At 66.3% G+C, this 21,035-nt stretch carries 17 protein-coding genes; 7 read left to right on the top strand and 10 right to left on the bottom strand.

Annotated features, from left to right (window positions below; all coding sequences use genetic code 11):
* The first annotated feature begins 108 nt into the window (after positions 1-108).
* From BMY06_RS00085 to tcuC, 4 genes are all read left to right on the top strand, one after another.
* Positions 109-1,032: a LysR family transcriptional regulator gene (locus BMY06_RS00085; RefSeq protein WP_065065341.1), complete on the top strand. Its 924-nt coding sequence runs from the start codon at positions 109-111 to the stop codon at positions 1,030-1,032.
* A gap of 141 nt (positions 1,033-1,173) precedes the next feature.
* Positions 1,174-2,655, top strand: a complete 1,482-nt coding sequence (gene tcuA, locus BMY06_RS00080; RefSeq protein WP_080180843.1) for an FAD-dependent tricarballylate dehydrogenase TcuA — start codon at positions 1,174-1,176, stop codon at positions 2,653-2,655.
* A complete protein-coding gene (gene tcuB, locus BMY06_RS00075; RefSeq protein WP_074980963.1) occupies positions 2,642-3,904 on the top strand; it encodes a tricarballylate utilization 4Fe-4S protein TcuB in 1,263 nt (420 codons plus the stop codon). Before tcuA ends, tcuB begins: the two co-directional genes overlap by 14 nt.
* An 82-nt stretch (positions 3,905-3,986) precedes the next feature.
* Positions 3,987-5,297: an MFS transporter gene (tcuC, locus tag BMY06_RS00070; protein WP_074980961.1), complete on the top strand. Its 1,311-nt coding sequence runs from the start codon at positions 3,987-3,989 to the stop codon at positions 5,295-5,297.
* Positions 5,298-5,319: 22 nt separating this feature from the next.
* On the opposite strand, the gene BMY06_RS00065 is transcribed toward tcuC, so the two are convergent.
* The 5 genes from BMY06_RS00065 to BMY06_RS00045 are packed head-to-tail and all read right to left on the bottom strand — an operon-like array spanning position 5,320 to position 10,666.
* Positions 5,320-6,798 (bottom strand): efflux transporter outer membrane subunit, encoded by a 1,479-nt coding sequence (locus tag BMY06_RS00065; RefSeq protein WP_074980959.1) that lies wholly within the window; start codon positions 6,796-6,798, stop codon positions 5,320-5,322.
* Between the two features lie 7 nt (positions 6,799-6,805).
* Positions 6,806-7,948, bottom strand: coding sequence for an ABC transporter permease (locus BMY06_RS00060; protein ID WP_074980957.1), 1,143 nt, complete (start codon positions 7,946-7,948; stop codon positions 6,806-6,808).
* Complete coding sequence (locus BMY06_RS00055) at positions 7,945-8,898, bottom strand: ABC transporter ATP-binding protein (protein WP_065065357.1); 954 nt, start codon at positions 8,896-8,898, stop codon at positions 7,945-7,947. The genes BMY06_RS00060 and BMY06_RS00055 overlap by 4 nt, the downstream gene beginning before the upstream one ends.
* Before the next feature lie 26 nt (positions 8,899-8,924).
* Positions 8,925-9,929 (bottom strand): HlyD family secretion protein, encoded by a 1,005-nt coding sequence (locus BMY06_RS00050; protein WP_065065347.1) that lies wholly within the window; start codon positions 9,927-9,929, stop codon positions 8,925-8,927.
* Positions 9,926-10,666, bottom strand: coding sequence for a TetR/AcrR family transcriptional regulator (locus BMY06_RS00045; protein ID WP_080180863.1), 741 nt, complete (start codon positions 10,664-10,666; stop codon positions 9,926-9,928). The genes BMY06_RS00050 and BMY06_RS00045 overlap by 4 nt, the downstream gene beginning before the upstream one ends.
* 270 nt (positions 10,667-10,936) lie before the next feature.
* Between BMY06_RS00045 and BMY06_RS00040 the strand changes: the two genes are divergently transcribed.
* A complete protein-coding gene (locus tag BMY06_RS00040) occupies positions 10,937-11,539 on the top strand; it encodes a response regulator transcription factor (protein ID WP_065065349.1) in 603 nt (200 codons plus the stop codon).
* A gap of 214 nt (positions 11,540-11,753) precedes the next feature.
* On the opposite strand, the gene acnA is transcribed toward BMY06_RS00040, so the two are convergent.
* From acnA to BMY06_RS00015, 5 genes are all read right to left on the bottom strand, one after another.
* Entirely contained in the window at positions 11,754-14,471 is a 2,718-nt protein-coding gene (acnA, locus tag BMY06_RS00035; RefSeq protein ID WP_074980951.1) for an aconitate hydratase AcnA, read from the bottom strand.
* 87 nt (positions 14,472-14,558) lie between these two features.
* Positions 14,559-16,013 carry a bifunctional 2-methylcitrate dehydratase/aconitate hydratase gene (locus BMY06_RS00030; protein WP_074980949.1) on the bottom strand — a complete coding sequence of 485 codons (1,455 nt, stop codon included), beginning with the start codon at positions 16,011-16,013 and terminating at the stop codon, positions 14,559-14,561.
* Positions 16,014-16,032: 19 nt separating this feature from the next.
* The gene (locus BMY06_RS00025) at positions 16,033-16,569 is read right to left on the bottom strand and encodes a hypothetical protein (RefSeq protein WP_065065352.1); all 537 of its coding nucleotides are present in this window, start codon (positions 16,567-16,569) and stop codon (positions 16,033-16,035) included.
* Between the two features lie 314 nt (positions 16,570-16,883).
* Positions 16,884-17,900, bottom strand: a complete 1,017-nt coding sequence (locus BMY06_RS00020; RefSeq protein ID WP_074980947.1) for an HpcH/HpaI aldolase/citrate lyase family protein — start codon at positions 17,898-17,900, stop codon at positions 16,884-16,886.
* Between the two features lie 239 nt (positions 17,901-18,139).
* On the bottom strand, positions 18,140-19,123 hold the full coding sequence (locus BMY06_RS00015; RefSeq protein ID WP_074980945.1) for a malate dehydrogenase: 984 nt from the start codon (positions 19,121-19,123) through the stop codon (positions 18,140-18,142).
* Positions 19,124-19,677: 554 nt separating this feature from the next.
* Here BMY06_RS00015 and BMY06_RS00010 point away from each other — a divergent pair.
* Positions 19,678-20,481 (top strand): GntR family transcriptional regulator, encoded by an 804-nt coding sequence (locus BMY06_RS00010; protein ID WP_373681571.1) that lies wholly within the window; start codon positions 19,678-19,680, stop codon positions 20,479-20,481.
* Positions 20,482-20,629: 148 nt separating this feature from the next.
* A partial coding sequence (sdhC, locus tag BMY06_RS00005; RefSeq protein WP_074981342.1) for a succinate dehydrogenase, cytochrome b556 subunit occupies positions 20,630-21,035 on the top strand: 406 nt, incomplete at its 3' end.

The raw sequence follows: 21,035 nt of genomic DNA, 5'->3' as shown, positions 1-21,035 counted from the left end.
ATTGCTGATGCGTCCGCATAGCAGCTTCGTTGCGCGCCGTGTTTGCGTTTTGCGGCGTCGCTATCGACAATAGCGTCTGTCGCCACCGGAGCCGCGAGCGGAGAGAACATGGAGCTACGCCAACTGCGCTATTTCGTCAGCGTGATCGAGCACGGCAGCATGGGCCGTGCGGCGCTCGAACTGGGGATGGTCACCTCGGCGCTGAGCCAGCAGATCAGCCGGCTCGAAAGCGAACTCTCGACGCGTCTCCTGCAGCGCACTTCGGGCGGCGTCGTGCCCACCGACGCGGGTCTCGCATTCTGGCGTCAGGCGCAGCTCGCGCTGCGTCACGTCGATGCCGCCGCGGCCGCCGCGCGCGAAAAGCGCCTCTCGGGGCAGGTGAGCGTGGGCCTCGCGCCCAGCACGAGCGGCGTGCTCGCGGTGCCGTTCATGCGCGCGATGCAGGAGCGCTATCCCGATGTGCGTCTGCGTATCGTCGAAAGTCTCTCGGGTTATCTTGGGTCGATGCTCGGCGCGCGGCAGATCGATCTCGCGGTGATTTTCCGCGAGGAGCCCGCGCAGCGCTGGAGCGTGATGCCGCTGCTCGACGAGCGTCTGTTCGTGATCGGCGCGAAGGATCTCGCGGGCATGCCGACGGGTTCGCGCGTCGCGCTCGCGAAGCTCGGCGATCTGCGGCTGATCTTGCCGAGCGGGTCGCATGGTTTGCGCAGCCTGCTCTCGAAGGCGTTCGAGCGCGCGCGCAGCGCACCGAACGTGGTCGCGGAAGTCGACGGTCTCGCCGTGCTGATGGACGCCGTCTGCCACGGCCTCGCCGCGACGATCCAGCCTGGCGCGGCCCTCGCGCGCGTCGCGCCAGGCGCGCTCGCGAGCGTGCGCGTTGCGGACCGCGACGCATTGCGCCCCAATCTGCTCGCCAGTGTTTCCGACGACGAACTCTCGCCCGCCGCGCTTGCGGCCCGCGTCGTGCTCGCCGACGTTGCGCGCGAACTCGTGCAGGCCGGGCGCTGGCCCGGCGCTGCGTTGCGCGCATAACGTCGCGGTCGGGGTTGCCGCAGCGGTTCGTCACAGCGCTTCGCCGCGACCCTTCACGAATCGTGAAGCCCTGTTGCCGTGGGCCTGCTGGCGCGCGCGGCGCGTGCCCTCTAGAGTGCGTCTCGAAGGAGACATACGAAGATGGCCGAAGTATCCAACGCGATCCAAAGCGCGACCCACCGCGCGATCCCCACCGCGACCCCCGCAGATAGCGTCGCCGATGTCCTCGTGATCGGCGGCGGCAATGCCGCGCTATGCGCCGCGTTGATGGCGCGCGAAGCCGGCGCCTCGGTGCTGCTGCTCGAAAGCGCGCCGCGTGAATGGCGCGGTGGCAATTCGCAGCACACGCGCAATCTGCGCTGCATGCACGACGCGCCGCAAGACGTGCTCGTCGACGCCTATCCCGAGGAAGAATACTGGCAGGACCTGCTCAAGGTCACGGGCGGCATCACGAACGAGCCGCTCGCGCGCCTCGTGATCCGCGCGTCGTCGACGTGTCGTCCGTGGATGCGCAAGCATGGCGTGCATTTCCAGCCGCCGCTTTCCGGCGCGCTGCATGTGGCGCGCACCAACGCGTTCTTCATGGGCGGCGGCAAGGCGCTCGTCAACGCGTATTACCGCAGCGCCGAAGCGCTCGGCGTGCAGATCCGCTATGAAACGCCCGTCGATCGCATCGAGATGGATGGCACGCGTTTCGTCGCGGCGTACAGCGGCGCGCAGCGTTTCGCGGCGCGCGCCTGCGTGCTCGCGGCGGGCGGCTTCGAGTCGAACCGCGCGTGGCTGCGCGAAGCGTGGGGGCAAAACGAACGCGGCGAATGGCCCGCCGACAACTTCCTGATTCGCGGCACGCGCTTCAACGAAGGCGTGCTGCTCAAGCACATGATCGAGGCGGGCGCGGACGCGATCGGCGACCCGTCGCAATCGCATTGCGTGGCCATCGACGCACGCGCGCCGCTCTACGATGGCGGCATCTGCACGCGGATCGACTGCGTGTCGCTGGGCGTGGTCGTGAATCGCGACGCCGAACGCTTCTACGACGAAGGCGAGGACTTCTGGCCCAAGCGTTACGCGATCTGGGGACGTCTCGTCGCGCAGCAGCCGGACCAGATCGGCTATTCGATTATCGACTCGAAGGCCGTGGGCCGCTTCATGCCGCCGGTGTTTCCGGGCGTGCAGGCGAACACGCTGCCCGAACTCGCGCGCCAGCTCGGCTTGCCCGAGGCGCGCTTCGTCGAGACCGTGCAGCGCTATAACGCGGCGTGTCGCGTAGGCACGTTCGATCACACGACACTCGACGACTGTCACACCGAGCACTTGCAGCCGCCCAAGACGCACTGGGCGCTGCCGCTCGACGCGCCGCCGTTCTTTGGTTATGCGCTGCGGCCCGGCATCACGTTCACGTATCTCGGGCTCAAGGTGAACGCGCACGCGCAGGTGCACTTCGGCGGCGAGCCGAGCGCGAACCTCTATGTGGCGGGCGAAATGATGGCGGGCAACGTGCTCGGCAAGGGCTATGCGGCGGGCGTGGGGATGTCGATCGGCACCGCGTTCGGGCGCATCGCGGGCACGCAGGCGGCGCGGGCCGCATTCGAATCGAAGGGAGCAGCACGTGCAGCAGCTTGAAGCATTGACGCGCGAGGCGCGCGAACTGGCCGCGTCCGGCGCGCGCGCCGACACGGCAACGAACGCAGGCGCGCCGCAACCGGCGCTGCGCGAACAGGCGATCCGCTTCGCGCCGCAAGCCATGACCGCGCACGAAAGCGAAGTCGCGCGGCAGATGCAGATCTGCAACGCGTGCCGCTATTGCGAGGGATTTTGCGCGGTCTTTCCGGCGATGACGAAGCGCCTCTCGTTCGCGAAAGCCGACGTCAATTATCTCGCCAATCTCTGCCACAACTGCGGTGCGTGTTATCACGCGTGCCAGTACGCGCCGCCGCACGAATTCGCCGTGAACATGCCGAAGGCGATGGCGCAGGTGCGCATGGACACTTACACGGAATATGCGTGGCCGCGCGCGTTCGGCGCGCTCTACAAGCGCAACGGTTTAACGGTCGCGTTCGCGCTGGCGCTCGGCCTTGCGCTGTTCATCGCGCTGGGCGCGGTGCTCGGCGGTCCCGCAGTCGGACGCACACTCGGACGCGCATTCGGCAGCGCGACTCCTGGCGCCAACTTCTACGCGATCTTTCCGCACAACGTGCTCGCGACGCTGTTCGGCGCGGTGTTTCTGTTCGCGATGCTCGCGCTGGGCGTCGGCGTCACGCGTTTTCTGCGCGACGTCTCGACCGGCGACGCCACGCCGGGCGCACTCGTCGAAGCGGCGCACGATGCGCTCACGCTCAAGTATCTCGACGGCGGCCACGGCGAAGGCTGCAACGAGGCCGACGACCGCTTCACGCTCGCGCGCCGCCGCTTCCATCATCTGACGTTCTACGGCTTCATGCTGTGCTTCGCGGCCACGGCGGTCGCCACGCTCTATCACTACGCGTTCGGGCTGGAAGCGCCGTATCCGTTGCTGAGCGCGCCGGTGCTGCTCGGCACGGTGGGCGGCGTGAGCCTGCTGGCGGGAGCATCGGGATTGCTGTGGCTGAATCTGCATCGCGATCCGGCGCGCACGGACTTGCGTCAGCGTCCGATGGACCGCGCGTTCATCGCCCTGCTGATCATGACGAGCGCAAGCGGACTCGCGCTGCTTGCCTGGCGCGACACCGCCGCGATGGCCGGGCTGCTGGTCGTGCATCTGGGCGCGGTGATGGCGCTGTTCGCGACCATGCCCTACGGCAAGTTCGCGCACGGCATTTTTCGCAGCGCGGCGCTCGTGAAAGCGGCCATCGAAAGGCGTACGGCGAAGGCGCCCGCCACGGCATCGGACTGACGCGAGCCCCCGAAAAACAAGCAGCACAAGCAAAACCCGCAGCACCCGCAGCACCCCACAAAACCACAAGGAGACACGCATCGTGACCCCGTCCACCGTCGCCGGGACGCGCCCGGCCCGCACGCGCGCATCGACGGCTGCCGCCGTGCTGCGCGTGACGAGCGGCAACTTCCTCGAGCAATTCGACTTCTTTCTGTTCGGCTTTTACGCGACCTCGATCTCACGCGTGTTCTTTCCCGCCGACAGCGAGTTCGCCTCGCTGATGCTCACGTTCGCGGTATTCGGCGCGGGCTTTCTGATGCGGCCGCTCGGGGCGATTTTTCTTGGCGCGTATATCGACAAAGTGGGCCGCCGACGCGGCCTGATCGTCACGCTGGCGATCATGGCGAGCGGCACGATTCTGATCGCGGCGGTGCCGGGCTACGCGGCCATCGGCGTGGCCGCGCCTTTGCTCGTGTTGCTCGGGCGCTTGCTGCAGGGCTTTTCGGCGGGCGCGGAACTGGGCGGCGTGTCGGTCTATCTCGCCGAACTCGCGACGCCAGGCACCAAAGGGTTCTACACGAGCTGGCAGTCGGCGAGTCAGCAGGTGGCGATCGTCGTGGCGGCAGCGCTCGGTTATGCGCTCAACTCGTGGCTTAGCGCGAGCGCGATTGCCGCGTGGGGCTGGCGCATTCCGTTCCTGATCGGCTGCGCGATCGTGCCGTTCCTGTTTCTGCTGCGCCGCACGCTCGCGGAAACCGAGGCGTTCGCGGCGCGCACGCATCATCCGCGCGCGCGTGAAGTGTTCGCGCTGCTGCTCGCCAACTGGCGCATCGTGATCGCGGGCATGCTGCTCGTCGCGATGACGACCACGACGTTCTATCTGATCACCGTCTATACGCCGACGTTCGGCAAGACCGTGCTCAAGCTCACGACCGCCGAGAGCCTGATCGTGACGCTGTGCGTGGGCGTCTCGAACTTCTTCTGGCTGCCGGTGGGCGGCGCGATTTCCGATCGCATCGGCCGCAAGCCGATTCTCATCGGCATCACCGTGCTCGCGTTGCTCACGGCGTATCCGGCGCTGTCCTGGCTGGTGGCGAGCGCGAGCTTCGCGCGCATGCTCGCGGTGCTGCTGTGGTTCTCGTTTTTCTTCGGCATGTACAACGGTGCGATGGTCGCGGCGCTCACGGAAGTGATGCCCGCGCAGGTGCGGGTGGCAGGTTTCTCGCTCGCGTTCAGTCTCGCGACGGCGCTGTTCGGCGGCTTCACGCCGGCGGTCTCGACGTGGCTGATTCAGGTCACGCACGACAAGGCCGCACCCGGTTACTGGCTGTGTTTCGCGGCGGCGTGCGGGCTGGGCGCGACGCTGGCGCTGTACCGGCGCGGCGCGCCGCTCGCGGTCGCACAATCGTAGATATTGATCGCGACGACGGGCGTTATGGCGCGGCGTCGCCAGGCAGCGCCGCGCCGCCGAGCGATTGATAGAGCGCGGCGGTATCCGCGAGACGCGTGGCCTGCGCGCGCGTGCGGTCGAGCGCGGTTTGCAGCGCCTGGCGCTGCGCATCGACGAGATCGAACTCGCTCACGCCGCCCGCCGCATATCTGGCGCGCGCGATATCGGCGCTCGCCTGCGCCTCGCGCGCGGCCGTGTCGCGCGCCTGCAGCTCGAGCGCGTCGTCCTGCAGCGCGTGCAGCGTATCGGCGACCTGTTGCAGTGCGAGCAGCACGGTTTGCCGATAATCGGCGAAAGCCGCGTCGTAAGCCGCTTGCGACGCGCGCCGCTTCGCGCGCAACTCGCCGCCGTGAAAAATCGGCTGCGTGAGACCGAGCCCGACGTTCCAGATATTCAGCCCGCCGATCACATCGGCGACGCGCGTGCGCTCCGAACCCACGCTCGCCGAGAGCGAAATCTGCGGAAAGAGATTCGCCGTCGCCACGCCGATATTCGCGCTCGCCTGATGCAGCAGCGCCTCCGACGCGCGGATGTCGGGCCGCTCGCGCGCGAGCGTGGCGGGCAGCGTGAGCGCGACGGTGTCGGGCAGATGCAGCGCGTCGAGCGTGAGCGCATCGCGTGCTTGCGCGTAGGCATCGCTCGACGGCGGCGCGCCCAGCAGGATCGCCAGTTGATGATCGGTCTGCGCGAGTTGCGTCGTGAGCGGCGGCAGCGTGGCGCGCGTTTGCGCGAGCAGCGTGCGCTGGCTGTGCACGTCGAGGCGCGCGACGCCGCCCGCCGCGAGCCGCGCTTCGATGATCGCGAACTGACGCGTTTGCGCGTCGATCAGTTGCTGCGTCGTGTCGATCTGACTGCGCAGCGACGCGCGCCGCAGCGCGGCAGCGACGACGTTGCCCGCCACGCTCAGCTGCGCCGCTTGCAGTTCGTATTCCTGATAATTCACTTGCGCGAGCGTGGCTTCGAGCGCGCGCCGGTTCGCGCCGAAAATATCGAACACATAGGAGATGCTGACCGACGCATCGTAGAGCGTGAACGGGCCCGGATTCGGCACCTGCGTGATGCCGAACGCGGCCAGGTCGATCTTCTGGCGCGTGCCGCTCAGCTTGGCGTCGATGGAAGGAAACAGCGTCGCGCCCGCTTGCGCGTTGTAGTTCTCGCGCGCTTCGACGAGCTTCGCGCGCGCCGATTCGAGCGTGGGACTCGCGCGCAGCGCTTCGTCGACGAGCGCGTCGAGCGCGGGACTGCCGAACTGCGTCCACCAGGCGCGCGGCGCGTGATCGGCGCTCGCGAAGGTTTGCGGCGCGCCGCCCGTGCCCGGCGCGGAGGCGGTGGCGGAGGGCAACGCCTCGCGCGTGTAGGTCGGTGTATCGGGCGCGGCGGGCGCGTGAAAATCGGGACCGACGGCGCACGCCGCGAGCACGAAACTCGACGCGAGGACAAGAGAGCGGGCGGGCGTCGTCATCGTCGTCTCAGTCGAGCGTGCGCCGGTAGAAGCGCACGGCGATCGCCATCACGATCGCCGTGAAGACCGCGAGCGGCCACACCGACGGCCACAGATCGGCCCAGCCGTTGCCCTTGAGCAGAATGCCGCGCACGAGGCGGTTGAAGTAGGTGAGCGGCAGCACGCCGCCGATCCACTGCGCCCAGCGCGGCATGCCCGCGAACGGGAACATGAAGCCGGACAGCAGCAGGCTCGGCAGAAAATAGAACACCGTGAGCTGCATGGCCTGCAACTGGTTCTGCGCGAGCGAGGAGAGCGTGATGCCCACCGTGAGATTGGCGGCGATGAACAGCAGCGCCGAAAGATACAGCGCGACGAGACTGCCCGCGAACGGCACATGAAACACGTAGCGCGCGGCCAGCACGATGATGCTCGCCTGCACCAGCCCGATCGCCACGTAAGGCACGATCTTGCCCGTCATCACTTCGATGGGCAGCACGGGCGTCGCGAGCAGATTCTCCATGGTGCCGCGCTCGCGCTCGCGCGTGATGGCGAGGCCGGTCATCATCACCATCGTCATCGTGAGGATCACGCCCATCAGGCCGGGCACGACGTTGTACTGCGTGATGCCCTCGGGGTTGTAAAGGCGGTGGATCCGCACGTCGAAGGCGGCGGGCGTGCCGTTCAGGCGCGCGAGCGGTCCCGTGAGATCCTTCGCGGCGGCGGGCGCGACGAGGCCCGGCAGCGCCGCGAGCGCGGTGGTGATGGCGGTGGGATCGGCGGCGTCGGCTTCGACGAGCAGCGCAGGGCGCTCGCCGCGCAGCAGACGCCGCGAGAAGTCGACGGGAACGCTCAGTACGAACTGCACGCTGCCGCGCGCGAGCGCGTGTTGCGCGGCGGCTTCGTCGGGCAGCGTTTCGATCACGTCGAAATAGGCCGAGTTCTTCATGCCCGCGACGAAGCTGCGCGCGAACGGACTGTCGTCGTGGATCACGATGGCCGTGGGCAGATGCTTGGGGTCGGTGTTGATCGCATAGCCGAACAGCGTCAACTGGATGATCGGCAGGCCGACGATCATCGCGAAAGTCACGCGGTCGCGCTTGAGTTGCAGAAACTCCTTGAGCACGATGCTCCACCAGCGCGAGACGGAGAACACGGGCGCGAACTTCATGTCGCGCCTCCATAGTTATCCTGAGCGTGGCTCATCATGTAGATGAAGACGTCTTCGAGTCCCGTGTCGATGCGCTCCGCGCGCAGCGGCTTGCCCGCGGCGGCGTGCTTGACGGCGTGTTCGATGGCGGCGGCGAGCGCGGCGTGATCGCGCCCGCTCGCATGCAGTGACGAGCCGAACACCACCGTCTGATCGACGCCGGGTTGCGCGCGCAATTGCGTGGAGAGTTCGCTGAGCTTGTCGCCGTGAATCGCCCAGGTTTCGAGGTTCTGCGAAGCGATCACCTCGGCGGCCGTGCCTTGCGCGAGCAGCTTGCCGTAGGCGATATAGGCGAGCTTGTGGCAGCGCTCGGCCTCGTCCATGTAGTGCGTGCTCACGAGCACGGAGATGCCGCGCGCGGCGAGTCGATGCAATTCTTCCCAGAAGTCGCGGCGCGCGGTGGGATCGACGCCTGCCGTGGGTTCGTCGAGCAGCAGCAGTTGCGGTTCGTGCAGCATGCACGCCGCGAGCGCGAGACGCTGTTTCCATCCGCCCGAGAGCGCGCCGGTGAGCTGGCTCGCGCGGCTGGCGAGGCCGAGCGATTCGAGCGCGCGGTCGACGGTCTCGCGACGGTTCGGCATCTGATAGATGCGCGCGACGAAGTCGAGATTTTCGCGGATCGTGAGGTCGTCCCAGTACGAAAAGCGTTGCGTCATATAGCCGACGCGCCGCTTGATCTGCGCGCTCTCGCGCACGATGTCGTAGCCGAGGCAGGTGCCTTCGCCCGAGTCGGGCGTGAGCAGACCGCACATGAGGCGGATCGAGGTGGTTTTGCCGCTGCCGTTCGGCCCCAGAAAGCCGAAAATCTCGCCGGGCGCGACGCGCAGCGAGACGTCGTTGACCACGTGCTTGTCGCCGAAGCGCTTGTTCAGATGGCGCACGTCGATCGCGTAGCGGGCCGGGTCGCTCATCGCCGCCTCATTGCTGCTCATTCTGTTCATTGGAGCCGCACTTCCACCGGCTGGCCCGGATGGAGCTTCGGCGCGTCGGCGGCGCTCGGGCGTGCCTCGATCATGTACACGAGCTTGCTGCGGCTCTCGTTGCTGTAGATGACGGGCGGCGTGTACTCGGCGGCGTTCGAGACATAGCTGAGCGTGGCGGGCACGTCGGCCGCGCAGCCGTCGCAATGCACGAGTATCTTGCGGCCCGGCGCGAGCGCGCCGACCGCGCTTTCCGGCACGAAAAAGCGCAGCTTCACGTTTTGCGGCGGCAGCATCTGCACGACCGGACTGCCCGCCTGCACCCATTCGCCGACACGATAGAGCGTGTCGTAGACGAGCCCGTCGCGCGGCGCGGCCACGCGCTTCTGGTCGAGCTTCCACTGCGCCTGCGCGAGCGTGGCTTGCGCGGCCTTGACGTCGGCGGCCTGTGCGGCGATCTGCGCCGTGCGGCCGGGCAGGTTGGCGACGCGCACCTGATTGCGCAGCTCGCGCACCTGCGCGGCGGTGCTGGCGGCCTGCGCGCGCGAGTCGTCGAGCTGTGCCTGGGCGATGCCGCCCGCGCGCCACTGCGCCTCGTCGCGCGTGAGCTGGAGCGCGGCTTTGTGCGCGTTGGCTTCGGCCTGCGCGAGCTGCGCTTCGGTCACGCGCACTTCGGGCGGGCGCTTGCCCGTTTGCAGATCGGCGAACTGCGCCTGCGCCGCTACGAGCCGGTGACGCGCCTCGTCGAGCGCGGCGGTTTCGCTGACGGATTCGAGCGCGAATACCGGCGCGGCGGCGGCGACCTGCTGGCCGCGCCGGACGTCGAGTTCCGTGAGCGTGCCGGCTTGCGACGAGGCGAGATAGACGTACTCGCCTTCGACATAACCCTGATAGACCGGCGCTTCGTGGCGCGAGCAGGCGGGCAGCGCAGCGACCGCAACGAGAGTGAGGGCGACGGCCGCGGCGCGCGCTGCCCGGCGATGGGCTGCCCGGCGATGGGCGATGGCGATGCGCGGGCTCATGAGCGTGCTCCCGGCGCGCGGCGTGAGCGCGCGCGCGTGCTCGTGCGGGTGGCGGCTTCGGGGCCGCCGTGTTCGAGGTTCGCGCGGTCGGCCGCCGGCGCGCCTGCGCCTTCCGGCATGCGCATCGCGCCCGCGAGCAGCGCGGTGACGTGACGGCGCAGCGCCTCGCGCTCGACTTTCGGCAGGCCGCGCGTGCTTTGCCAGAGCTTCGAAGTCGCGAGCGGAAGCATGACGAGCGCGAGGATCGACATGAACAGCAGTGGCGCTTCGAGGCCAGGATTCACGGCGCCCGCCTGCTGCGCCGCGCCGATCTGCGCGGTGAAGCGCTGCAACTGCTCGATGGGCAGGCGTTTGAGCATGCGCTCGCGCAGCAGGCCGCCTTCGTTGACGATCTCGCGCAGCCAGAGCGGCGGCAGCCACGGCAGTTGCGCGGTGACGTCGAATAGCCGTTCGACGAGCGCCTGCACGAGCGCCTGTGGATGGGCGGGGCGTTCTCCGCCTCCGCTGATTCCGCTGATCTCGCCGACCTCGCTGGCTTCGCCGCCCCACACGTAAGCGATGGCGGGCGCGATGCGCTCGTCGACCACGGCGTCGAGCAGCTTTTCGCGATTGGTGAAGTAGTAATGCACCATGGCCGACGTGACGCCGGCGGCTGCGGCGATCTGCGTCATGGTGGTGGTGGCGATGCCCTGGTCGGCGAACAGTTGCGTGGCGCCGGCCAGCAGGCGCTCGCGCATATGCAGGTCGGGATCATGGCGACGCCGGCCGCGTGGTTTCACGGCGGCCCGGCTGGGCGATGCGGCGGTGACGGCACGCGTCTTCATCGTTTCAGTCTAATTCACGCATTAGTTAAATCCAATGCGTTAGCGCAAGGGGTTAACCCGTTTATCGAATTGGGCCCCCTTTCGGAACTTTCCTATACAAAAAGAAGAGGGTGTCGTTCAGTCTGTGGGTTTGTGCCGCAAGGTACGCCCGGTTCACGCCCCAAAAAGAAAATGGAACAACAAATGAAGCGCATCGTGGTCATCGACGATCATCCAATCGTCCTCAAGATGCTCGCCAACGTGCTGAACACCGAATACGCGCTCGTGGGCGAATGCGGTGACGGCGAAGAGGGCCTCCATCTCGTCCAGACGCTGCAACCCGACCTGGTGATCCTCGACCTCGAATTGCCGAAGCTCGACGGGCTGTCGGTCATTCGCGGCATCCGCGCGAAGCAGGCCGCCACGCGCATCATCGTGCTGTCGGCCAAGCCGGAGCAGGTCATGGCGAACCACACGCGCATCGCGGGCGCGAACGGCTATGTGAGCAAGAGCCGGGGCGTGGAGGAGTTGTGCGGCGTGGTCAAGGCGGTGCTGCTCGGTTACGACTGCTTCCCGGCGGGCAGTTGCGGCGGCGGCCGCGACGTCGCGCTCAACGGGCTGTCGCCGCGCGAGGTCGAGGTGCTGCAATATCTCGCGCGCGGCATGAGCAACAAGGGCGTCGCGGCGCGGCTCGGTCTGTCGGATAAAACCGTGAGCACCTACAAGACGCGCGTGCTCGACAAGCTGGGCGTGTCGTCGCTGGCGGCGCTGATCGAGTTTGCTACGTTGAACAAACTGATCGATTGAGTCGCTGTGCGCGTTCAGGCGCATGGAGGGCAAAGCGCGTCGCGTGTGGCGCGCTTTTTTATTGGCCGCGCGAAGCCGGTCCGGAACCCGGTCCGGAACACCACGCAGCGCAAATCCAGCCGAAAAAAAAGCCCGACTCGCGTCGGGCTCCAAGTGTAACCGCACCCGTTGCCGGGCGCGGTACCTGCAAAAACTGCGATGCGTCGCGGCCTGCTTACGCGGCCAGCAGCGAGCGCAGCACGAACGGCAGGATACCGCCGTGCTTGTAGTAGTCGACTTCGATCGGCGTGTCGATACGCAGCAGCACTTGTACGCGTTCGTCCTTGCCGTCCTTGCGATGGATCACGAGCGTCAGGTCTTGCTGCGGCTTGAAGTCGTCGGTGAGACCTTCGATGTCGAACGTTTCCTCGCCGGTCAGGCCGAGCGTTTGCACGCTGTCCGTGCCCTTGAACTGCAGCGGCAGCACGCCCATGCCCACGAGGTTCGAGCGGTGGATACGCTCGAAGCTGCGTGCGACCACGGCCTTCACGCCCAGCAACTGCGTGCCCTTGGCCGCCCAGTCGCGCGACGAGCCCGTGCCGTACTCTTCGCCCGCGAGCACCATCGTGGGCGTGCCGGCGTCGATGTACTTCATGGCGGCGTCGTAGATCGACAGCTGTTCGCCGCTCGGCTGATGAATGGTCAGACCGCCTTCCACGCGCGTGCCGTCGGCCTTCGCCGGGATCATCAGGTTCTTGATCCGCACGTTCGCGAAGGTGCCGCGCATCATCACGTCGTGGTTGCCGCGGCGCGAGCCGTAGCTGTTGAAATCGGCCTTCTGCACGCCGTTTTCCTTGAGCCACTTGCCGGCGGGCGAGTCTTCCTTGATCGAACCGGCCGGGCTGATGTGGTCGGTCGTGACCGAGTCACCGAAAATGCCCAGCGCGCGCGCGCCTTTGACTTCGGCCACCGTCGACGACGGTGTCATCGAGAAGTCCGAACCGAAGAACGGCGGCTCGGCGATATAGGTCGACTTCGGCCAGTCGTAGACCTGACCTTCCTCGCCCTCGATCTTGCTCCACAGGTCGCCCTTCTTCGTGAGCTGCGCGTAGTTCTTCTGATAGACGTCGGCGTCCATCGCGAACTTGAGCAGCGCGTTGACTTCCTCGCTCGTCGGCCAGATGTCGCCGAGATAGATGTCGCGGCCGCCCTTGCCCTTGCCGACCGGTTCCGTCATCAGGTCGCGCGTGATCGTGCCCGCGATCGCGTACGCAACCACCAGCGGCGGCGAGGCCAGGAAGTTCGCGCGGATGTTCGGGTGAATCCGCGCTTCGAAGTTGCGGTTGCCCGAGAGCACCGCCGCCGCGACCACGTCGTTCTTGACGATCGACTCGTTCAGCTCCGGCGTGAGGTCGCCCGCGTTGCCGATACAGGTCGTACAGCCGTAAGCCGCGAGTTCGAAGCCGAGCTTCGAGAGGAACGGCAGCAGGCCCGTCTTCGTCAGGTATTCGGTGACGATGCGCGATCCCGGCGCGAGCGAGGTCTTGATGTGCGGCGCGACCGTCAGGCCCGCTTCCACGGCCTTCTTCGCGAGCAGGCCGGCCGCGAGCAGCACGCTCGGGTTCGACGTGTTCGTGCACGACGTGATCGCGGCGATCAGCACGTCGCCGTTATGCAGCTTGACCTTCTCGCCCGCCGAGTATTCGGCGGCGAGGTCGGCGGACTTCTTGTTGAAGCCGTTTTCGGCGACCGGCTTCGAGAACAGGTCGCTGAAGGTCGACTTCACGTTGCCGATTTCGATGCGGTCCTGCGGGCGCTTCGGACCGGCCAGCGACGGCGCCACCGTGCCGAGGTCGAGCGTGAGCGTCTTGGTGTAGTCGATGTCGCCGGCCTTCGGGACACCGTACAGTTCCTGCGCCTTGAAGTAGTTCTCGAACGCCGAGATTTCGGCTTCGGTGCGGCCCGTGCCCTTGAAGTAGTCGATGGTCTTGTCGTCGACGGGGAAGAAGCCCATGGTCGCGCCGTATTCCGGCGCCATGTTGCCGATGGTCGCGCGGTCCGGCAGCGAGAGCGACGCCGTGCCTTCGCCGAAGAACTCGACGAACTTGCCGACGACCTTCTCCTTGCGCAGCATTTCGGTGATCGTCAGCACGAGGTCGGTGGCCGTGCAGCCTTCGCGCAGCTTGCCCTTCAGTTCCACGCCCACCACGTCGGGCGTGAGGAAGTAGACCGGCTGGCCGAGCATGCCGGCTTCCGCTTCGATGCCGCCCACGCCCCAGCCCACCACGCCGATGCCGTTGATCATCGTGGTGTGCGAGTCGGTGCCCACGAGCGTGTCCGGGTAGTAGACCGTGTCGCCGCCGTCGGCCTTCTTGTGCACGCCGCGCGCGAGGTATTCGAGGTTCACCTGGTGAACGATGCCGATGCCCGGCGGCACGACCTTGAACGTGTCGAACGCCTGCATGCCCCACTTCATGAACTGGTAGCGCTCGTTATTGCGCTGGAATTCCAGCTTCATGTTCAGGTCGAGCGCGTCTTTCTGGCGGAAGTAGTCGATCTGCACCGAGTGGTCGACGACGAGGTCGACCGGCACCAGCGGCTCGATGACCTTCGGGTCCTTGCCGACCTGTTTGGCGACGCCGCGCATGGCCGCGATGTCGGCGAGCAGCGGCACGCCGGTAAAGTCCTGCAGCACGACGCGGGCGACGACGAACGGGATTTCATCGACGCGCGCAGCCGTGGGCTTCCAGTTCGCGAGCTGCTCGATGTGCTCTTCCGCGATCTTCTTGCCGTCGTAGTTGCGCAGCACGGACTCAAGCACGAGACGGATCGACACCGGCAGGCGGTCGATCTTCACGCCGAGCTGCTTGCCGAGTTGCGGCAGCGAGTAGAACTTGCCTTTACCGGAACCGCTGTCGAATTCCTTTAGCGTTTTGTGGAGGTTGTGGGCCATGGTATTTTCCTTCGTTTAATCGCGGAAATAACGCTTACTGCACGTTTGCTGCGGGTACTTACAGGTACAAGACTGATCGGATCACGCTCATGTCACATACAAGTCGACGTACTCGTGCACGGGCATGGCTTCGAGCCGTGCCGCATCCAGCGAGACATCGAGAATCGCCTGCTGCTGCTTCGCGGCGAAGCGCCGCGCGAGGTTGGTCCTGAACTTTTCGATCAGCAGCGGGATGCCGGCTTCGCGGCGTCGCTTGTGGCCGATCGGATACTCCACCACGATTTCGTCGAGCGTCGTGCCGTCGTTCAGCTCGACGGTCAGCGCATTCGCGATCGAACGCTTGTCGGGATCGTGATAATCGCGCGTGAACTGCGGATCTTCCACGCAGACGATCTTCGCGCGCAGGGCGTCGATGCGCGGGTCGCGCGCGACATCGTCTTCGTAATCGGCGGCCGTCAGTCGTCCGAAAAGGATCGGCACGGCCACCATGTACTGGATGCAATGATCGCGGTCCGCCGGATTCGCCAGCGGGCCGGTTTTGTCGATGATGCGGATCGCCGCTTGGTGCGTGCGGATCGTGATGCGCGCGATGTCTTCGGCGCTCTTGCCGCGCTGAACGAGCAGGGCGTGCAGCGTCATGGCCGCTTCGGCGGCGGTCTGTGCGTGGAATTCGGCGGGAAACGCGATCTTGAACAGCACGTTCTCCATCACGTACGTGCCGTAGGGGCGCTGGAACGTGAAGGGGCGGCCCTTGAACGAGACGTCGTAGAAGCCCCACGTTTTCGCCGTGAGCGCCGAGGGATAGCCCATTTCGCCGGTCTTCGCGATCAGCGCGAGGTGCACGCCGCGCGCGGTGGCGTCGCCGGCGGCCCAAGACTTGCGCGAGCCGGTGTTGGGCGCGTGGCGATAGGTGCGAAGCGCCTGGCCGTCGACCATCGCCAGCGACACGGCGTTGATGAGTTCGTCGCGCGTGAGCCCGAGCAACTGGCCGACCACGGCGGTCGAGGCGAGCTTGACGAGCAGCACATGGTCGAGACCGACCTGGTTGAACGCGTTTTCCAGCGCGATGCAGCCCTGGATTTCGTGCGCCTTCACCATGCCTTCAAGCACGTGCTGCATGGTGAGCGGCGGTTTGCCCGCGGCGACAGCCGTGCGCGAGAGCCAGTCGGCGGTCGCGAGTATGCCGCCCAGGTTGTCCGACGGATGGCCCCATTCGGCGGCGAGCCAGGTGTCGTTGAAGTCGAGCCAGCGGATCATGGCGCCGATGTTGAAGGCGGCCTGAACCGGGTCGAGCTGGAGTGCGGTGCCCGGCACCTTCGCGCCGTGCGGGACGATCGTGCCCGGCACGATGGGCCCGAGCAGCTTGGTGCAGGCGGGATAGGAGAGCGCCTCGAGTCCGCAGCCGAGGGTGTCCAGCAGGCAGTAGCGCGCCGTCGTCAGCGCGGTGGCGCTGTCGCCGGGCAAGCCGTTCAGGACGTAGTCGACGATATCGACGAGGACCTGATCCGGCTGTGGCCTGACATGGGGATTCGGCGCGGACATCGAGGCGTCCCGGCCGTTCTTACTGGCCCGAAGCGGCGCTCGCGCCCGCAGCCGGAGCGGCGTTGCGGTTCAGCGCGTTAGCCTGGGTCGGCGCCGGTGCGCCTTGCTGCATGGCCGTCGTCTTGCACTCGTCGGCCAGACGCGAGCTGTCCTTGTCCGAGAACAGCATGGCCTTCGTCGGGATCACGACCAGGTCGAGGCCGGTGGCGGCATCGTGGAAGCGGTCGGCGCCCGTCGTCGTCGTTTGACGCGGCAGGTTGTAGTTCTTGTTCGCCCAGTGAACCGTGACGATCTGGTCACGCGCCATGTCGCCCTTCAGGTCGAACTGCATGCCTTCCGCGCAGTTCCAGTGTTCCGAGCCTTCCGGGATCGGGTCGACCTTCGCTTCCTTGGCCGGATTGGCCTTGCGCTTGATGATGCGATGCTTCGGAGCCGGCTTCTTCGGCGTAGCCTTCTTGGCCGTGGTCGACGAGGTTTGTGCGGCGGCGTCGGTCGCAGCCAGCATCATCGTCGAGGACAGCGCGCCGATAACGGCAGCGATCAGCAATTTCTTCATGGAGTCAGACCTTTATCTCTCAAATCGGTTGAACAGTGCGCGGCTGCGCCTTGCAGCCGCCGGATGCACTGCGCGCGCCCCGAAAGCACGCAGCGAACGCTATTTTCACCTATTTATCGGTACGAACTGCAGATTTTGCGGTCTGTTGCAAATTGCCTTGCCGTGGCTCTTGTCAGGCTTCCGTCGACTGTGTTGCTCATCGCAAAGCATCTCCTCGATGACTCACTGGGCGGCACGGCGCGCAAGAGGCGTGCGCGGCCGCCGAAAACGTTTTCAGGCCCCAAGCCTGACCTTAACCCGAGCCCGGGCCGCGCTCACGACGCGGCGGCCTGCGCCAGCTCGCCCGGCGCGAACAGCGGCGCGGCGTCCTGCGGTACGGCGCGGCCCGTCGCGCGCGCGCGGCGCAGCACGGACCAGTAATAGCGGTAGCTCGCGCGGTCGTGCAAGGTGTCGCCGTGACGCGTCGGACCCCACTGCGCGCTCTGCGCGGCGAGCAGGATCTCGGCAGCGGTGGCGATTTCCTCGTCGCGCGGCGCGAAGGCCGCCACGATGGCCGGAATCTGCGCGGGATGAATGCTCCACATGCGCGTGTAGCCGAATTCGTTGCGCGCGCGACGAGCGTCGTTGGCGACGACCTCCATATCGCGCACTTCCGTGCTGACATTGTGTGACGCAACCTTGCCGAACGCGTGGCAGGCCGCCGAAATTTCGAGCTTCGCGCGCCGCACGAGCGGGTGATCGAACTGGCCGGGCGAGCGCATGGCGGTGTCGGGGATCGCGCCGTCGTGCGCGGAGACGAAGTCCATCAGACCGAAGCTCAGCGACTGCACGCCGCGCAGCGCCGCGAGATCGAACACGCGCGCGAGCGCGCCATGCGTTTCGATCAGCAACTGCACGGGAATCGGCTGGTCGATGCCCATCTCGACGCGCGTGGCTTCGATGAACGCCGTCATTTCCGCCGCGTCGCCCACAGCGCGGACCTTCGGCAGCATGATGAACGCCGGCGCCCGGCGGGCGGCGCGCAGGATCAGGCGGACGTCGTCGCGCCAATGCGGATGGTGGAAGTCGTGGATGCGCACCCCGACGCGCCCGAAGCGGTCGTGTTCGCCGCCGAGGAACGAGGCGACGAGTTCGGCGTGTTCGGCCTCGCGGCCCACCTGGGCGCCGTCTTCGCAGTCGAGCGTGATGTCGAATACCGGGCCGAGCTGCTGCTGCAGCGCGAGCGATTTCAGCATCAGCTTCTCGCTGCCGGCGTAGTGGTCGCACGCGGGCAGGATGGTCGGCGGCGCTTCGCCGTCAAACAGCACTTCGGCGGGTGTGATGGCGCGCATCTTCGGCGGCGGGTGTCGAATATTGGAGGGGGAACCGGATTCGGATGCGTCCTGCGAAACTCGAGGCAAGGCGCGTGCGGATCTGGGGCGCGAGGCGGCGGGGTACGGGTGCGCGGCGGCGTGCGCCGCATGCGACCCGCGACGAACCGCGCCGCGCTCACGCTCGCGCGCCATGTGGCATGGCGCGCGCGAGGCCGGTGCCCGCCGCGTGGCGACGGGAGGCCGGCCGGTCTGCCCGATTACTTGAGCAGGTGAGCGACGCCTTCGCGCTCTTCGAGCAGCTCGTTGAGCGTGCCGTCCATCTTTTCGCGCGAGAACGCGTCGATTTCGAGGCCTTCGACGCGCTTGTACTCGCCGTTTTCGCAGGTGACGGGCACGCCGTAGATGATGTCTTCGGGGATGCCGTACGAGCCGTCCGACGGGATGCCCATCGTGACCCACTTGCCGTTCGTGCCGAGGACCCAGTCACGCACGTGGTCGATCGCCGCGTTGGCAGCCGAAGCCGCCGACGACAGGCCGCGCGCTTCGATGATCGCTGCGCCGCGCTTGCCGACCGTCGGGATGAACGTGTTGCGGTTCCACACGTCGTCGTTGATCAGCTTCGTCAGCGACTCGCCTTCGGCGGTTGCGACTCGGAAGTCGGGGTACATCGTCGGCGAGTGGTTGCCCCACACGGCGAGCTTTTCGATCGACGCGACCGGCTTGCCCGACTTGGCGGCCAGTTGCGACAGCGCGCGGTTGTGGTCCAGACGCAGCATGGCCGTGAAGTTCTTCTTCGGCAGATCCGGCGCCGACTTCATGGCGATGTACGCATTCGTGTTGGCCGGGTTGCCGACGACCAGCACCTTCACGTCGCGGCTGGCGACGTCGTTCAGCGCCTTGCCCTGAACCGTGAAGATTTCGGCGTTGGCCGACAGCAGATCCTTACGCTCCATGCCCTTCGAGCGCGGACGTGCGCCCACGAGCAGCGCGACGTCGGCGTCCTTGAACGCGACCTTCGGATCGTCCGTGATGACCACGCCCGCGAGCAGCGGGAATGCGCAGTCGTCGAGTTCCATCACGACGCCCTTGACGGCGGCTTGTGCCTGCGGCAGGTCGAGCAGTTGCAGGATGACGGGCTGGTCCTTGCCGAGCAGGTCGCCGTTCGCGATGCGGAACAGCAGGGAATATGCGATCTGACCTGCGGCGCCGGTGACGGCAACGCGCTTTGCGGGCTTAGCCATTGAAAATCTCCAGGAAGATGCGTTAGACGCCAGGGTAAAACGCCATTCTATATGCGCGTTACGCGAAGCGTTCAGGAATCAGGCGGTCCTTTTGCCGAACGCACGCGCGCGGCGGATGCAAGCGGGTTGCAAGCGCCGCACCGCACGCCGGGAGGCGGGGCCGCGGACCGTTACCGGTGCGACAATGCTCAAGGGAATGACGGGGACACCCTGGACAGGGACGCCTGACGCTGGCCGCTTCGCGTGTGCCGGCTCCTGCCACAGCTCGCTTCGGAAGGTCCGCGGGCGCGGCGCGGGCGCTATTGAATCAGGCAGCGGCGCGGGCGGGGCGGATCGAAACCTCTACTGCATGAAGGAACAGCATGTGCAAGGCGGCCCGCGGCGCAGTTGGCCACGAGGTGGATGCTGCCGGCGGCTCCCATGAGTCGCCCGCAAACCCTTGCTCGATCGGCAGTGTAGGAGCCGTAAGGGCCAAAGTCAACAGTATCTTATGTCTTATATAAGACATATCTATTGAAGCGAAAGGGTAGATTTCCGGGGGGCTTTATGTTGAAATGCGCGCCATGAGTGCGAACCCGGTCAGCAACGCGAATTCCACCGCTCCAGAGAGCGGCCCTTCGGCGTCTGCGCCCGCTTCGCCGTCCCCGACCTTCAGTCCGCTTTATCAGCAGATCAAGGGGCTCATTACCCAGAGTCTCGAGTCCGGCGAATGGAAGCCCGGCGAAATCATCCCTAGCGAAGTCGAACTGGCCGCCCGTTACAAGGTGAGCCAGGGGACCGTACGCAAGGCGATCGACGAACTGGCCGCCGACAACCTGCTAGTGCGCCGCCAGGGCAAAGGCACGTTTGTTGCGACGCACAACGAAGATCGCGCCCAGTTTCGCTTTCTCAGATTGCTGGCCGATGACGGCGCCGAACATCCGCACATCAGCAGGCTGCTGGAGTGCCGGCGGCTGCGCGCGTCGGCCGAGATCGCCCGCCAGCTGGACCTCAAGCCCGCCGACCCGGTGGTGCTGATCAAGCGCCTGCTGCAGTTCGACGGCGAAAACACCGTGCTCGACGAAATCTGGCTGCCCGGCGGCGTGTTCCGCGGTCTGACGGCCGAGCGCCTCGCCGAGTATAAAGGACCGCTCTACGCCATGTTCGAAGCGGACTTCGGCACGCGCATGATTCGGGCAACTGAGAAGATCCGCGCGGTGGGCGCCGAGCCTGCGGTGGCCGATCTGCTCAATGTTCCGGCAGGTTTTCCTTTGCTATCGGTTGATCGGGTGTCCTATACCTATGGGGACCGGCCAGTCGAAGTGCGCCGCGGTTGGTATGTCACAACCGGGTACTACTATCACAATGATTTGAGTTGAAAGGATGCCCGCGCACCGGTGCGGGCGGCCTTCCCCACGTGCCTGCGTTCGCGCGCAACTGCGGTTTCCGAAGGCGGATTTCGCTGCAGCGCGAAATGAAAAGGCGGTAAAATTGCGTATTAGTGTTAACACATAGTAGGGGTCTAGCATGGCAGAAGCCGCAAAAAAACCGAGGCCGGAATACCGGAACATCGGGATTGGGCAGATATTGTTCGCATACCGCCTGCCGTTGGCCGGTCGCGTATCGATCGGTCACCGCGTGAGCGGTGCACTTCTATTCCTGTTCCTCCCTTTCATCCTGTTCCTGTTTGACCAGAGCCTTACCTCCGAACTCAGCTTCGAGGTCTTCAAGGGCTTCCTCTCGAACATCATCGTCAAGCTCGTCGTGCTCGTGCTCGGCTGGGCCTTCCTCTTTCACTTCTGCGCCGGCGTGCGCCACCTGTTCATGGACTTCAACCATGACCTCGCGGCCAAAGAAAAGGGCAAGTCGACCTCGCTCGTCGTCGTCGTCATCTCCACGATCCTCACGATCGCCTTCGCGGCAAAACTCTTCG

Origin of the sequence: Paraburkholderia tropica (genome assembly GCF_900109265.1) — a bacterium.
GTDB classification, from domain to species: domain Bacteria; phylum Pseudomonadota; class Gammaproteobacteria; order Burkholderiales; family Burkholderiaceae; genus Paraburkholderia; species Paraburkholderia tropica.
Note: the sequence above shows the minus strand (reverse complement) of the source record. Positions and strands in the feature narration are given on the sequence as shown.

What these genes read in the sequence shown, in the direction of transcription:
- BMY06_RS00085 (WP_065065341.1), top strand. Translation starts at nt 109, where the DNA reads ATGGAGCTACGCCAACTGCGCTATTTCGTCAGCGTGATCGAGCACGGC.
- tcuA (WP_080180843.1), top strand. Translation starts at nt 1,174, where the DNA reads ATGGCCGAAGTATCCAACGCGATCCAAAGCGCGACCCACCGCGCGATC.
- BMY06_RS00065 (WP_074980959.1), bottom strand. Translation starts at nt 6,798, where the DNA reads ATGACGACGCCCGCCCGCTCTCTTGTCCTCGCGTCGAGTTTCGTGCTC.
- BMY06_RS00060 (WP_074980957.1), bottom strand. Translation starts at nt 7,948, where the DNA reads ATGAAGTTCGCGCCCGTGTTCTCCGTCTCGCGCTGGTGGAGCATCGTG.
- BMY06_RS00055 (WP_065065357.1), bottom strand. Translation starts at nt 8,898, where the DNA reads ATGAGCGACCCGGCCCGCTACGCGATCGACGTGCGCCATCTGAACAAG.
- BMY06_RS00050 (WP_065065347.1), bottom strand. Translation starts at nt 9,929, where the DNA reads ATGAGCCCGCGCATCGCCATCGCCCATCGCCGGGCAGCCCATCGCCGG.
- BMY06_RS00045 (WP_080180863.1), bottom strand. Translation starts at nt 10,666, where the DNA reads ATGCGCGAGCGCCTGCTGGCCGGCGCCACGCAACTGTTCGCCGACCAG.
- BMY06_RS00040 (WP_065065349.1), top strand. Translation starts at nt 10,937, where the DNA reads ATGAAGCGCATCGTGGTCATCGACGATCATCCAATCGTCCTCAAGATG.
- acnA (WP_074980951.1), bottom strand. Translation starts at nt 14,471, where the DNA reads ATGGCCCACAACCTCCACAAAACGCTAAAGGAATTCGACAGCGGTTCC.
- BMY06_RS00030 (WP_074980949.1), bottom strand. Translation starts at nt 16,013, where the DNA reads ATGTCCGCGCCGAATCCCCATGTCAGGCCACAGCCGGATCAGGTCCTC.
- BMY06_RS00025 (WP_065065352.1), bottom strand. Translation starts at nt 16,569, where the DNA reads ATGAAGAAATTGCTGATCGCTGCCGTTATCGGCGCGCTGTCCTCGACG.
- BMY06_RS00020 (WP_074980947.1), bottom strand. Translation starts at nt 17,900, where the DNA reads ATGCGCGCCATCACACCCGCCGAAGTGCTGTTTGACGGCGAAGCGCCG.
- BMY06_RS00015 (WP_074980945.1), bottom strand. Translation starts at nt 19,123, where the DNA reads ATGGCTAAGCCCGCAAAGCGCGTTGCCGTCACCGGCGCCGCAGGTCAG.
- BMY06_RS00010 (WP_373681571.1), top strand. Translation starts at nt 19,678, where the DNA reads ATGCGCGCCATGAGTGCGAACCCGGTCAGCAACGCGAATTCCACCGCT.